Here is a 14,509-nt window from a genome sequence, read left to right on the forward strand (position 1 = left end):
AAGTAAGTCTGTTTCATCATCTGTAAGGGTTATGTATTGTATCAGTAACATGAAAAGAAAAATATATCCATATCTAATCAAAAAATAGGGGTGAATTGAAATCAAATTCGTCTATTATTTTATTAGATAAATACATTTTATAGCTCTCCAGGCGTGCAAACTACAATAATTAATTCATATAATACAATTTAATATTGAAGTTTTTAAAAAAAACATTTTAAGCACATATACTCAACATTAACATATGAGCAAAATAGCCACCCATTTCAAAATTATACCTACGTTAACCCTCTGAGACAACCGTTTTTATCGTTTTGTTTGTATATGATGTAATATCCATTCTCCCACGGACTGGCCCTGGCTAAAGCCATGGTCGATTCCAGACTTGAAATGGATTCCACCGTAGAGTCGGCTAATGGCTGCTTCAGTTGCAGCGGCTTTGAAAGAGGGATATTGACGCACGGGTAGCCCATAGGCTATTTCGGAAGAGTCGGCAAAGTTTAAATGATCACCCATGAGGGCTGTTAAGACAACCGCAGAAGAAGCTGAAATGACGCTGTGACCAGAAGGATATTCAGGAAAAGGGGGAGTCTGTAATAAAGGTTGCCATTGATCATCTATTACATTATTAATATATGTTTCTGGGCGAATACGAACGGAGTGGTACTTTTCATCCCAGCAAGCAATGAAACCGTCAAATAGAGCAATGGAAGTAAGCAGATACGCTTCGGCGGTCTGCATAAAATCTTTATGAGCTTGACGAGTGGTTAGCCCTACGATACTCATCCAATGGCCACCCGGAGACATTTTTTTGGTCGCAAAAGCAGCATGCCCCTGAATATTCATTTTAAAAGGATTACAATCCCAGAAATTTGCAATTTCTTTTTGCTCTTCTGTACCGAATTTGACAGCCTCATAAACCTCTTTTGCCTCTTTGAAACAATCGCTATTGGAATTGGTACTGTAGGCCGGAAAACCTTCAATCCGAAATTGTGCGGCAGAGTCCAGTACCATGGGTCGGATTTTAGCCCAGAAGGGTTCCAAAGCATCCATGTATGCGGGCGGCGTAGGCACCCAGCTCCCTTTATGGTTGGTTACGGTATAACGAAATCCCCGGGTTTCTTTATAGCGATCCTTTAAAGAATAGGCAATGACGTGTTTAGCAACCGCTTCACCGTACGCCATGGAACGTTCGTATACATCTGAGGGCAAAGCCTCTTCAAACGATTTATAAAAGTCTTTTTCGAAATCATCAATTATATCGCCTGAAAAAGTCCACTGCCGCCCTACCATCAGAAAGGCCCTACTGCTTGCCAATGGGTAACAATACTCCTGATTGGCTTCAGGTTTAGGTGTAGCCGTGTATTCATTTAACTGCCCTGCCATGCTTTGGTACTGAGGATACATGGGGAGTAAAGCTTCGTACGCTGCCAAACTGGAATAGGCATAAATGCGGGCTGCCACAGGTGGGCCAAACACATCGTGTATAATAACTTGGGTAAGCTTACGCTCTGCCTTTCTTAAAAAGTCAGGGTTATTAGTCAGTAAGGTGTATTCATTCTTATTTTTCTGGCAACTGCTGAAAATCAGCATATTGACAATCAATGCAAGGAAAATTCTCTTCATCTGAATCTTACTATAGTATAATTTTATTTCAATAAATTACTACAAATTTAATAGAACGAATAGCATCCAATGCCCTTTTATATAATTTAACCATTATTTTATTTTACTTGTACAACCCATAACCCTTCCAAGAATCATCTAATTGCCCTCATCTATACACTAGGAGTTTATACTATCTTTGTAAATACTAGGCTTCTGCACTACCCATTGTCTAGTTTTGATCAGGCATATATCCTCATTTATCGAAATTTCGGAGTATAGGAGTTATGAAAAGTAAAGTACTCCACCTAAGTACCCTCCACCGGGGCGATGATTCCCGAATGATTCTAAAAATGGCTTTTACTACCGCTCTTCGGTATCGAACGCTGGCTTTGGTTACCCAGCAGTGCTTGCCAAACGCGGACCTTGAGTATCATTTCTTACCTTATCATTCTTCGCTGATTAAACGTTTAGGGCTGGTTCATCCGCTGGCTTTATGGAAGAGTCTTCGTTTAAGACCGGACATCGTTCATGTGCACGCTCCAGAGGCTCTGCCCATTGCTTTAGTGCATCACTGGCTGGGAGCTACCGTCATTTTTGACGTGTATGAGAATATGGGGAAGCAATTGAAAGGTAAGCAAGTAAACAATAATCTACTGTTTCGGAGTTTTTTCAAGCTTTTTGACCACATCGCTCGTAAGAAATTCCACTTCATTTTTGCCGAAGATTCGTATCGGGAATCGTATTCAGATTTGGCAAAATCAAGCGTTGTTATTCATAATTTCCCTGACTTAACCTCAATTCCCGTAGGACAGGCTCATCCTAAAGAACCTGCTTTTTTTTACCTGGGGCAATTGAGTAAAGCCCGTTGCCTGGATGTGATGATTGAAGCGGCAGGTTTGCTTCGTAAAGATTATCCTACTTTTCGCTGGCATATTTTCGGGAAAGTCGGTTTTGACTTAAGCTCGATGGAAGAGGTAGAACAGATGCCGGGTTATGCTCAGGTGAAAGAGAACCTGATATTTTATGGGTATACACCCGCCAGGGAAGCATATCAGAAGGGAGCGAAATGCCTGGCTGGAATTGCTTTACTCAAACCCATCGGTGACTTTGAGGGTTCCTACCCGACTAAAATTTTTGAATATATGGCGTTAGGCTTACCCGTGATAACGTCAAATTTCCCTTTGTATCAGTCTGTCGTAGAGCATCATAGCTGTGGGCATTGCGTGAATCCAACGGATGCCGGGGCTCTGTACGAAAGCCTGAAGTTTTTCATTGAAAACCCGAACGAAAGAACACAGATGGGTGAAAGGGGTAAAACAGCCGTGCAAAAGCATTACAACTGGGCCGGGGAACAACAAAAGCTCTTAGCTTTTTACGAAAAAGTAATCAAAGAAGGGTAAGGTTCTGAACAGAGCTTTACCACCAGTCAAAACCTTACCCTCCTCTAACAATTCAAACGCTCAAACATAAGTTCTTATCATTATTTAATAGTCTACTTTGACGACTAGTAAGCATTAGACTATCAATTAAAAACTTTCAATCCTTATTTTAACTACTTTTTGGGTACCCAAACGGCCATTTTACCCACACCGCGATGACTCCACAAGTGGTAAGGAATGGCTGTAAACTTCTTGCCATCTGCGTTTTCGCCTTTAATTAATACACTTGTGGTGATAAAATCCGGGTCATTCACAAACTTCAGTTTGGTCTGATCACTGACTGAAATCTCATTTACATCTCCGCCGTTATCCACGCCTTCAACGCAATACACCAGCGGACCGCGTTCCAAAGCTACTTTCCCCCGATCGGCCTCCACTTGTTCATTCGCCAGCACTTTTCGAATGGGCATTGGTAACTCCATTTCTACGACATCCCCTTTTTTCCAGTTTCGAGTCAGCGTTGCAAATCCTTTAGTGACTTCATACTTAATCTTTTTCCCATTTACTTTAATTACCACAGGTTGAACCTCCGCATTTTGATACCGATATAAATCTCCCGGCACAGGTTTTCCCTGCGACCAGCCCGGCAGGCGAAGCTGCAAAGCAAAGTCCATTGATCTTTCGGGATTTACGGTCAGTTTCATGAAGCCATTCCAGGGATAATTCGTCTCCTGAATTAACTCTACGGGTGTATTTTTGACGGATACTTTAGCCGTTCCACCCATTAATAAATTCAGATACAGATTGTTATCTTTTGTAGCATACACGTAACCCGGCAACGAAGGCATGACCCGGGTAACATTAGTAGGGCAGCAGGAGGTGGCGAACCATTCGACCCGCGTGGCTTCCCCGTTAAATTTGGTAACGCCGTCCGCTTCCAGCGGATTTGGGTAAAAGAAATGGGTCCCGTCCAGCGAAACGCCGGAGAGAAAACCATTATACATGATTCGCTCAAATATATCCAGATAAGCCCCTTCGCCAGACTCCAGGAACATTCGGTAATTCCACAACATCTGAGCCACCGAAGCACAGGTTTCAGCGTAAGCTTCTTTATTAGGTAAGTGATAATTTTCGCCAAACCCTTCATTCGAGCGGTCCGAACCTACCCCGCCCGTCAGGTACATCCGCTGGTCAGCGGCATTATGCCATAGTTTCTGTAAGGCTTTGCTGTAGGTTTTAGAACCCATCATGGCATCTACATCCGTCATTCCGGCATAGAGATAACCCGCCCGAACGGAATGGCCTACGACTTCCGTCTGTTGAGTAACGGGTAGATGATCCTGAAAATACATGCTATCGGCGTGCGTGGCACTGCCGTCTGGTTTTTGAACGATCAGAATGCGACGCAGGTCTTTCCGACCCCGCATGTCGATGAAAAACTTCGCTAAATCAAGGTATTCTTTCTTCTTTGTAGCCCGATATAACTTCACCAGACCTATTTCGATTTCTTCATGGCCGGGAACTTCGAGCAGTTTATCTGGCCCAAAAACAGTCAGTAAGTAGTCGGCATTTTTGGTAGCTACATTCAGCAAATTCTTTTTACCAGTTGCCTGGTAGTGAGCTACTGCGGCTTCGTACATATGGCCTACGTTGTACAACTCATGCGAGCCATTTATGAAATTGAAACGGGTATAACCTGCCCGCCAGTCTTTCTCCATAATCCGATCACCGAGAATGGTACGGATGGTATAGAGGTAACCATCCGGTTCCTGGGCGGCGGCAATTTTGGTAATAACCGTATCCAGGTAAGCTTCCAGCTTCGGGTCAGGATGGCTAGCCAGGGAATAAGAAGCTCCTTCTATTACCTTAAAGACATCAGAGTCATCAAACCGCTGCCCTCTGAATTCGCCTTTTTTGAGTTTTCCGGCAATGGCAAAATTATCGATCCGACCCGTTTCTTCGCATTTTTCAAAGGCGAAAGGAATCGTACGGGTACGGTTGGTTTCGATGCGAGGCTGCCAGAAGGCCGAGGAGATTTTTACATCAGTAAAAGGAACAGGCTGAATGGGGTAATCTTGGGCCTGAGAAACGCCCGTTACCGCCATTCCCAGAAAAGTCAGGAAGGTACTTTTTTTCATAAAATCGAATGTTGGGAATCTCAACGTCGGATTTACTAAAAAAATAATACCCTGATGATGTTGAAACTCGAAAACTGGTAAGTCATTTTTAGCTTTCTGAAAGCAGCGAGGCCCGGTTTTAAACCGAGCCTCGCTGCTTTCAGAAAGTTATGGCTAGCTATAGTTTTATACCATCTCCACCACTTTTCCCTGATTCAGCCGAATGGTATGGGTTACGCAGGTAGGAATTTCTTCCGTATAATGCGATACATATACTAAAGTTCGTTCTGAAGTTTCGGAAAGGGCGTCTACGGTATCCCGGAAACGAGTCATTTGGTCTGTATCCAGTCCCTGACAGGGCTCGTCGAGAATCAGTAAGGGTGGATTTTTGACTAAAGCTCTCGCCAGTAATACCAGTCGCTGTTGCCCCGTTGAAAGCTGCGACAGCTTCTTTTCTTTCAAATCCTGCAATTCAAAGGCTGCGATGTACGCTTCCAGGTATTCAACCAGGTCGGGTTTCAGTACTTTAAATAAACCCATCGTGTCAAATAGCCCCGAAGCAATCACTTTCCAGACGTTCTGGTCTCTTGGGAAATACAGATGGAGCTCCGGTGAAACAAAACCAATTTTCTTCTTAATGTCCCAGATACTTTCACCCGTGCCGCGTTTGCGGTCAAACAGGTCAAAGTCGTTTGCGTATGCCTGGGGGTTATCGCCTGTAATCAAGCTTAATAAAGTTGATTTTCCAGAACCGTTGGGTCCTAGTAAGGCCCACTTCTCTCCTCTTTTCACCGCCCAGTTCACATGATCAAGCACCTGTGTTTCTCCGTAACGAATCGAAATATTACGCATGTGAATGGCGTAGGAGAAATCCACATGCTCGGTCAATGGTTTGGGTAACTCGATGACCTTACGTTCCGTCAAGTCTTGAGTCGGAACGTAATTTTCACGAGTTACCGAAGTACCCTGTGGTAAGACTAACACATTCGTAATCGCCGCCGGAATATCCTTAGGCGGAGCCACCATAAGAAGTGTCGTTCCTGATTCGGCGATATGATTCAGAATTTCATGCAAAGAAGCCCGGCTGGTTACATCCAGTCCAACAAAAGGATTATCCAGAATCAGAACTTTGGGCTTTTTGAGGAAACTCCGGGTTAATAAAGTCCGACGGGTTTCGCCATTGGAAAGTGAGGTAACGTGTCGTTCCAGCAAATGGCTTACCCGTAATTGCGTAGCCACCTGTTGCAGGTAATCTTCGTCATAAGCCAGCGGTGGTAATTCAACCGAATGAGCGTCTACGGTTCCGGCGGGTTTTACCTGTTCCTGCAAAACCTCCCAAACCGTCGGGCTTTCTTCGGAAGCATAACTATTGAAGCGTTGCTGATAAAAGGTAGCGGTTGCGGCAATGTTTCGATTAAAGCTGAAATCGCTGGCTACGAGTTCGATGTCTTTTTTAGCGGGAATAGCCTGAAATGTTCCATTCAGGATGCTTCGTTTTTCGGCTAATACTGACAATAATAAAGATTTCCCCGAACCCGTTGGTCCCACCAGAGCCCAGTGTTCGCCCGCTTGAATAGTGAGGTTTAACCCCCGGATAATGGTTTCCCGTTCCCAGCCAATGCTGGCATTTTCCAGTTTAAATAATGTTGACATAAGCACTAGCAAGTCCAGTCCCACAGCACAACAACCCAGGTATCGTGCGTGGCGGTAGAGTCTGTAAAAGTATGAATGGGCTGGAATCCCACGCGACGGTGAGCCGCCTGCGAACGGGTATTCCGCACGGAAATATCAGTAATAAGGTAATCAAAGTCAGCACTATAGGTTTTACGGTGCTGCTGGTACATCCCATCAAAAATTCCTCTGCCCCGGTAACCTTCCGCCACACAAACCTGACCCATGAGGTAATAAGAAGATTCAGAAAGCGGCTTATTCTTATACGTTAACGTAGATAAGGTTTCCAGCAAGGGATCAAAAAAAGGATGCTTTACCCTCGGACTTGCCGTTAAGGCATAACCCACTACCTGATCTCCATCCTTTGCAATGATATGCGGAGCCTGCGTATTCATGTCCCGCAATAAATCCAGTTCGTAAGGAATGGTAACAAAGCCCTGATCCTGAGCAACGGCTGCGGTTATATTCGCAAGCAAATTCGCCTGCATTAAGGTATAAAGCTGTTGCAGTTCCGCTTCGGTTTGAACGGTGGTAAACTCAATTATTTCTTCCATTTCATTGTATTCACCAAATGCATCACGTCTTTTTTGAGGTATTCTACAACGGGCGTGAGCGAATCGTTCTCAGTAGCCGTTTGCAGATACATCGCTCCCCGAAGGAAATTTTTCGTGGAATCGGTGGTATAAAACTGCATATGACTGGGCACATCTCCGGCAATTTCCAGAATGACAAATTTTTGTCCCGTTTTCCCCAGGGCCATGGCATCTTTTACAGCATATGCCTTTTCCTGGTGCTTGGAAGCGAGTTTATAGGCATCGGCAATGAATCCCCGAAGCCGGTCTTTACTACCCAGGATGGGTTTATAGGTCAGCTGAATATTTGCTTTTAGGGCCGGATAATGAATGAAAATCCAGTGGGGTTCGGCATTCAGAAAGGTATCGGGTTTGATAACCGCGGCTTTGGAATATTCAAAAGTATAGGGATGATCTTCCGTAAGCTGCTGGTAACTATGCGGTGGCAGATCAATGCGTTGAAAACCTTTGGGTTTAGGAGTATAATCTTCATTGCAAGCCAGCAAAAAGCTAGTCATCAGAAGCGTAATCAAGCTATAAAAAATCGTTCGAAGCATCTTTTTTAGTGGTCTGTTATTCGTTTTCAGTTTACCATTGTCTGTTTTCAGTTTTAATTGTGCTACAGTTCTTAGTAGATTCCAAACTGAAAAGGGCAAGCTGACAACTGAATAAACGAAAACGGGAACCCCTTGTGATGGGATTCCCGCGAATTTATGATTATTTTCTAAGTACGAAGATTCTTTCGTGAATCTGTGTTTTTCGTAGTTAGCTTTTATTGAACAACGCTACCGACCTGCTGGACCTGCCAGCGAAAAAGCTGCCAGCAGAAAAACTACCAGCGGCATCTATTCATTACTCAAACAAGTTACCTAAGCCACCTAATACCGAACCGCTTTCCCGACCGCTACCAGTAACGCTAGTCATTGAACTGAGCGTATTTGCCAATTTCACAATCGGCATGGACTGAATCCAGACGCGACCCGTTCCTGACAACGTAGCCAAGAAGATGCCTTCCCCACCAAAAACCATCGATTTCAGACCCCCTGAACGCTGGATAGAATAATTAATCTGTTGCTCAAAAGCAACGATACAACCCGTATCAATGCGGAGGCTTTCGTTATTCAGATAGCGTTCAATCACTACGCCACCGGCATGTACGAAAGCTAGTCCATCGCCCTGTAGTCGTTGGAGAATGAATCCTTCACCCCCAAATAATCCTGACCCGATTTTCTGATTGAATGTAACGGCAATTTTTGTACCCAAGGCAGCACAGAGAAAGCTGTCTTTCTGAGCAATCAGTGTTTGTCCAGGTAAAGAAGCCAGATTAATGGGAATAACCGTACCGGGATAAGGAGCGGCAAAAGCTACCTTACTTTTTCGGTAACCCCGGTTTGTGAAGTGCGTAATGAAGAGTGATTCACCCATCAGAACCCGACTACCCGCCTGCATGAGCTTACCAAACAAGCCACGATCCGGCTCCGAGCCATCTCCCATTTTCGTTTCAAACTGAATACCATCTTCCATGAAAAGCATGGAACCGGCTTCGGCAACTACGGTTTCGTTAGGATCCAGTTCAATTTCTACGATCTGAATATCTTCACCGATGATTTTGTAATCAATTTCGTGGCTACGCATAGCTTGGAAGGTTTGTAAGGGTTTGTTTCGTTTGATAAGGTAACATTTCAATATCGACTCATAAACGGCTCAAACCCTTCTAAACTACTCGCCCAGTTCGCGTTTGAGATCATCCGGTAAATCGAAATCGTCTTCCTCTTCTTCTGAATCTTCTTTTTTCCGACCGGGTAAAGCTTCGAGATCATCGCGGTGACGTAGTTTTTTATCGTCCACCGTACGGTTCAAAAACTCGTTGATTTTATCGATCGGCAAAGACATATTCAGTTCCCCAAAATTATTAATCGTAATATCGAGTCCGTCTAAGTCTTTATGAACTCGCGGCTTTTCGGGTTGAGCGGGCTTTTTCGCTGATTTCTTTGCCATGACTTTTATGTTTTGAGTTTTGAGTTTAAGGTTTTGAGTTTCTGCGAATCAAAAATTTTATCATTCCGCCAGTCTGGCTTAATGATTCTTTTCATAACTCTAAACTCAAAACCCCAAACCCAAAACGCTTATAATACTTTCTTCAACCGATCTACTACCTCTGCTTTGCCCATGATTTCCATGGATAACATCAGGTCGGGGCCGGCGGGGGCTCCAGTTAGTACGACGCGGAGTGGCTGCATTACTTTTCCTAATTTAATGCCTTTTTCGTCGGTAACTTTATGTAATGCTTCCTTGGCCGTCTCAGCCGTGAAAGGCTCTACTTCGGGTAATACCTTTGCGTACTGTTCGACTACAGCTGCTACGTCGGCATTCCATTTCGTCGTCATTACCTGCTCGTCGTACTGCGTAGGTGCTTCAAAAAGGAATTTTGACTGCTCGACGATTTCCTGCGGGAAGGTCACCCGGTCTTTCAGCAAGTGAACAATCTTCTCAATTTTTTCAGGACTACTTTCTGCAAATGACTCCTTTAATGACTCGGCTACTGAAGCATCCGAGTGCTGTTTGAGATACTGCTGATTGAACCATTTCGCTTTGGCTATGTCAAAACGGGCTCCTCCTTTATGAATTTTATCCAGACTGAACGCAGCAATTAACTCATCCATCGTGAACATTTCCTGTTCTGTTCCGGGATTCCAGCCCAGGAAGGCCAGGAAATTGATTACCGCTTCGGGCAGATACCCATCTTCCCGAAATCCGCGTGCCACGACTCCACTGGCAGGGTCTTCCCATTCCAGTGGGAATACGGGAAAACCACCCAAATCGGCATCACGTTTGGATAATTTACCGTTTCCTTCGGGCTTTAATAACAAAGGAAGGTGAGCAAATTCGGGACGTTCCCAGCCAAAAGCCTGATACAATAACACGTGTAGCGGGGCAGACGGCAACCATTCTTCCCCCCGAATCACGTGCGTAATTTCCATTAAATGATCATCCACCACGTTAGCCAGGTGATACGTAGGCATTCCGTCGGCTTTCAATAATACCTTATCGTCAATCTGTGAGGAGTGAACGTTTACCCAATCCCGAATCAAATCCCGGAAACGAATTTCTTCTTTCGCGGGTACTTTCAAACGGATCACGTGAGGTTCACCCGCCGCGATACGAGCCTGCACCTCTTCGGCTGGCAAGGTCAGCGAATTTTTCAGTCGCGTACGGGTAATGCTGTTATATTGAAAGGTAGAGCCCTGTTTTTCAAAGGTCTGACGCATTTCGTCCAGTTCTTCGGTAGTATCAAACGCGTAATACGCTTTATCTGCCGCAATTAATGTTTCGGCGAAATCACGGTACATGTGCATCCGCTCTGACTGACGATACGGAGCGTGCGGGCCACCGACACCTACTCCTTCGTCGATGGTAATACCTACCCATTGAAGGGCTTCAAGAATGTAATCTTCTGCTCCGGGAACAAAACGATTCTGATCCGTATCTTCAATACGAAGCAACATTTTTCCGCCCATCTGACGAGCAAAGAGGTAATTATAAAGTGCGGTGCGAACTCCGCCGATGTGTAAGGCTCCCGTCGGACTAGGAGCAAAACGTACGCGAACTTGAGTTGATGACATAAGATTAATTTTGGAGTTGAGCCTATGATTACGCTGGTTTACACCCGTAACCCTGTTGCCCGGATATTCTCTGCTCCATTGGATGCCGCAAAGTTACTCCTTTTACTTCGTTTAGGGTTTTGAGTTGGGAGTTTTCCGTTGGCTGTTTTGCGTTTTCAATGGATGGCTGAAGTTTTTTGATGGCTCATTGAGGGTAATAAATTGATATTTTTAGCGATAAGATTTTTGTAGCATGAGGGAAGACGTTTCGTTTCTGGACTTTCATACGCATCAACTGAATTCTGGCGAGAATTCAGAAAGCATTTATAATGCCCGTTTTTCGGAGTTCGATACTTTGCCCGAAACACAGCGAATCAGCTTGGGTATTCACCCCTGGTACATTGAGGAAAACGAGGTAGAGGAACAATTACAAGGCATTGAAAGAGCCATTCAAACCAGACGAATTACAACTTTGGGGGAATGCGGGCTGGATCGGTTGACCAAGGCCCCTCTTTCCCTTCAGGAGTCCATTTTTGAACGTCAGTTAATGCTGGCCCAGCAGCATCAAATTCCGGTAACGATTCATTGCGTCCGGGCTTTTCCTGAGTTGACCCAGCTAGTTAAACGACTGAAAATCAAAACACCTTTAATCGTCCATGGTTTTAATAATAAACCGGAAATTGTTCAGCAGCTCCAGAAGTATGATTTCTATTTCTCTTTGGGTAAAGCCTTATTGCAAGACGACTCCAACGCCGTAAAATGCCTGAAAATGATCTCTTTAGATCGGCTATTTCTCGAAACGGATGATCAGGAGATTTCGATAAGTAGTATCTTTGCAGCCGCATCGAAGCACTTGAATATTCCTGTTTCTACATTAAAAGATCAGATTTGGCGGAATTTTCACCGAATGGCCCCCATCCCCTGACAAGCAGTATCCATATTGATTATGAGTTGGTTATCCAGAACAGAATTACTCATCGGGCCAGAAGGGCTCGATCTATTAAACCAGGCACACGTATTAGTCATTGGTTTGGGCGGCGTGGGCTCCTTTGCCGCCGAATTTATTGCTCGTTCGGGCGTGGGTGAAATGACGATTGTGGACGGCGACGTGGTGGATCCATCCAACCGAAACCGACAGTTACCCGCCCTTGCCACCACGCACGGGTTATCCAAAGCTGATTTGATGGCTGAACGTTTGCTCAGTATTAATCCTGACTTAAAGTTACACGTTCGTAAAGACTTCCTTTCACCCGAAGCCTGCCGTGAAATCCTTACGCAACCATTTGCTTACGTAATGGATTGTATTGACTCCATTACCCCCAAACTAACCTTATTAGCCACGGCTCACGAAAAGGGTTACCGCATTATCAGCTCTATGGGGGCAGGTGGCAAGCTTGATCCTACGCAGGTACAGGTAGCCGATTTATTTGACACAAAATCTTGTACATTAGCTCATTACGTGCGTAAACGTCTTCGCCGGTACGGAATTCAATCGGGAATAAAAGCCGTTTATTCTACGGAACTGGTACGCACCGATTCGCTGATGCATACGGACGGCTCCAATTTCAAACGTTCTGCGTACGGAACGATTTCTTACTTACCCGCCACCTTCGGAGCTGTGTGTGCTTCGGTTGTCATCCGGGACTTACTCCATGAGCCTATTGAAGATTACGAAGCTTCTCAATTAGAAACCCGGAAGCGTCAACGTCTCGAACGTGAAGCTTACTTCCGCAAACAGGCGAAAATTGCGGCCAGGAAAAAGGATTAAGTTAGTGAGTGGTGGTTCGTTAGTTGTTGTTCGTACAAAAAGGACTTTCTTCTTGCGAAGAAAGCCCTTTTCTGGTTTTGTTGCTCAATGAATTAATAGCCAGGATTTTGGGGGAATGCAGAAGCACCGCCCGTAGTCCGGTCAATTTGAGTTTGAGGAATCGGACGCAGGTTATGGAAAGCCTGAATTCCAGCGGCAGCGTCGGTGTTGTATTTTTTCACCCGATCTACCAATATACCCCACCGTTTCAAATCGTACCAGCGGAACATTTCTCCGAGCAGCTCTCTTTCGCGTTCCTCCATAATAAATTCCATGGTTAGGCTGGAAGCACTGACTTTCATGGCCTCCTGCTGACCCGGCCAGGCTGCCCGCACCCGCACCATGTTAATAGCATCAGCGGCTTCCTGCATTTTACCAAGCTTCAGATTGGCCTCTGCCAGAATCAGGTACGTTTCTGCTAAACGCATTACAAACCAGTCACGATTTCCCCATTCTGCGGTAACATCCTGACGAAGTGGATCCAGAAACTTGTTAAGTACAGGAAATAAATTAGGCTTATAAAGACTTGGCACCAATACCTGATAAGGTTTGGCGGCTCGTTGAGCCGTTGTCCATTCCACTCCAGGAATATAAATCGCCGTATCGCCCTGAGCCAGGGTTACCTTCGATTTCGAGTTGTCAAAAACGTTTGTGAATGTTCCGGGATTGTTAGTATACCAGGTATCCTTGAACGTCTTTTTGTACCGGGAATCTTTTGTCCGATCCGCTGGATTAAAAACAACGTTTAACAAATAAGACGTTGGCATATAACGCTTCCAAGGACGACCGTTAGCCAGATCACGTTTCATTCCGGCCTGAACGTCATATTCATTTCCGAAAAATAAGTGGGTCTGATTCCCGTTTACAGTGGCTCCTGTACCACTGGGGCCAATATCCGTCAAAGCATCATTCGTATACTGAACCGCAAAAATCACCTCACTATTAATCTGATTGGCCTGATTATATACGTTCGCGAAATCCGATAATAAGGCATACCCATAATTTTTAGTAACGTTCTGAGCATACGTAGCCGCCTTGGCATAGTCGTCGGATGCAGCCGCTTCTGAGGTCGCCTTTGTCAAGTAAACCCTAGCCAGCAAATGTTCACAAGCTCCCTTGGTAGCCCGACCGTAATCCGTCGTTGTATTAGGTAACACAGCCAGAGATGCTTCTAGGTCAGCGGTAATCGCTGCATAGACTTCCTTAACCGATGCTCGGGTAAAATCCTTTTTGGGTTCCAGGTTACCCGTTAACGTTAAGGCTACGGGTCCCCAGTTTTGAACCAGAATGAAGTAATGGTGGGCACGCAAAAAATCGTAGCTCAGCAATCCTCAGGTTTTTGTTAGCGTCCGTTAAACCCGTCACCGTACCTGCATTGGCTTTGTCGATGAGCACGTTCATCGTATTAATTGCCACGTAGAAGTTATTCCATAAATCCCGAAGGATATCTACGTTGGAGCCAAATTGCGTGGTATACTGATTCATGTATTTGTAACTGCCATCAGCACCCATGGTGTAAGTGTCTGTTCCAAAAACGGTCAGATTCGTTCCAATTTCACGACCGTAATAATCCCGGAGTGAAGAATAGGCTGCTTTCACTCCCGCTTCGAAACCAGCCTGAGAATTGAAATAATCCGCCCCAACCGAAGAAATGGGCGTCTCCTCCAGAAGATTTTTACACGACTGATTCGTCAGCATCAGACTGGCGATCAATAAGGTATACACTATTTTTTTCATGAATGTCTAAGTCTTT

13 protein-coding genes are annotated in these 14,509 nt (G+C 44.9%); 3 read left to right on the forward strand and 10 right to left on the reverse strand.

What is annotated here, in order from left to right; translation table 11 throughout:
- Positions 1-306: 306 nt before the first annotated feature.
- Entirely contained in the window at positions 307-1,626 is a 1,320-nt protein-coding gene (locus QE357_RS15930) for a vanadium-dependent haloperoxidase (RefSeq protein WP_309709474.1), read from the reverse strand.
- 266 nt (positions 1,627-1,892) lie between these two features.
- On the opposite strand from QE357_RS15930, the gene QE357_RS15935 reads away from it, so the two are divergent.
- Positions 1,893-3,008: a glycosyltransferase gene (locus QE357_RS15935; protein ID WP_106635320.1), complete on the forward strand. Its 1,116-nt coding sequence runs from the start codon at positions 1,893-1,895 to the stop codon at positions 3,006-3,008.
- Between the two features lie 152 nt (positions 3,009-3,160).
- Here QE357_RS15935 and QE357_RS15940 read toward each other — a convergent pair whose 3' ends face one another.
- The 7 genes from QE357_RS15940 to gltX form a co-directional block, all read right to left on the reverse strand.
- Positions 3,161-5,125: a glycoside hydrolase family 127 protein gene (locus tag QE357_RS15940; RefSeq protein ID WP_307140905.1), complete on the reverse strand. Its 1,965-nt coding sequence runs from the start codon at positions 5,123-5,125 to the stop codon at positions 3,161-3,163.
- Positions 5,126-5,290: 165 nt separating this feature from the next.
- Positions 5,291-6,757: an ATP-binding cassette domain-containing protein gene (locus QE357_RS15945; protein WP_106635318.1), complete on the reverse strand. Its 1,467-nt coding sequence runs from the start codon at positions 6,755-6,757 to the stop codon at positions 5,291-5,293.
- A 5-nt stretch (positions 6,758-6,762) separates the two neighbouring features.
- Positions 6,763-7,329, reverse strand: coding sequence for a GNAT family N-acetyltransferase (locus QE357_RS15950; protein ID WP_232793558.1), 567 nt, complete (start codon positions 7,327-7,329; stop codon positions 6,763-6,765).
- Complete coding sequence (gene gldD, locus QE357_RS15955; protein WP_106635317.1) at positions 7,317-7,904, reverse strand: gliding motility lipoprotein GldD; 588 nt, start codon at positions 7,902-7,904, stop codon at positions 7,317-7,319. The genes QE357_RS15950 and gldD overlap by 13 nt, the downstream gene beginning before the upstream one ends.
- A 295-nt stretch (positions 7,905-8,199) precedes the next feature.
- Positions 8,200-8,982, reverse strand: coding sequence for a TIGR00266 family protein (locus QE357_RS15960; RefSeq protein ID WP_106635316.1), 783 nt, complete (start codon positions 8,980-8,982; stop codon positions 8,200-8,202).
- Positions 8,983-9,066: 84 nt separating this feature from the next.
- Positions 9,067-9,345 carry a hypothetical protein gene (locus tag QE357_RS15965; RefSeq protein WP_106635315.1) on the reverse strand — a complete coding sequence of 93 codons (279 nt, stop codon included), beginning with the start codon at positions 9,343-9,345 and terminating at the stop codon, positions 9,067-9,069.
- A 128-nt stretch (positions 9,346-9,473) separates the two neighbouring features.
- Positions 9,474-10,970, reverse strand: a complete 1,497-nt coding sequence (gene gltX / locus QE357_RS15970; RefSeq protein WP_106635314.1) for a glutamate--tRNA ligase — start codon at positions 10,968-10,970, stop codon at positions 9,474-9,476.
- Positions 10,971-11,202: 232 nt separating this feature from the next.
- On the opposite strand from gltX, the gene QE357_RS15975 reads away from it, so the two are divergent.
- Positions 11,203-11,874 (forward strand): TatD family hydrolase, encoded by a 672-nt coding sequence (locus tag QE357_RS15975; RefSeq protein ID WP_309709490.1) that lies wholly within the window; start codon positions 11,203-11,205, stop codon positions 11,872-11,874.
- 21 nt (positions 11,875-11,895) lie between these two features.
- Positions 11,896-12,717, forward strand: a complete 822-nt coding sequence (locus QE357_RS15980; protein WP_307140910.1) for a tRNA threonylcarbamoyladenosine dehydratase — start codon at positions 11,896-11,898, stop codon at positions 12,715-12,717.
- Between the two features lie 92 nt (positions 12,718-12,809).
- Here QE357_RS15980 and QE357_RS15985 read toward each other — a convergent pair whose 3' ends face one another.
- Both QE357_RS15985 and QE357_RS15990 read right to left on the reverse strand, forming a co-directional pair.
- Positions 12,810-14,066 (reverse strand): RagB/SusD family nutrient uptake outer membrane protein, encoded by a 1,257-nt coding sequence (locus QE357_RS15985; protein ID WP_309709495.1) that lies wholly within the window; start codon positions 14,064-14,066, stop codon positions 12,810-12,812.
- Positions 13,999-14,493, reverse strand: coding sequence for a hypothetical protein (locus tag QE357_RS15990; protein WP_309709496.1), 495 nt, complete (start codon positions 14,491-14,493; stop codon positions 13,999-14,001). The genes QE357_RS15985 and QE357_RS15990 overlap by 68 nt, the downstream gene beginning before the upstream one ends.
- Positions 14,494-14,509: the final 16 nt, after the last annotated feature.

Source organism: Siphonobacter sp. SORGH_AS_0500 (genome assembly GCF_031453245.1).
Classification (GTDB): domain Bacteria; phylum Bacteroidota; class Bacteroidia; order Cytophagales; family Spirosomataceae; genus Siphonobacter.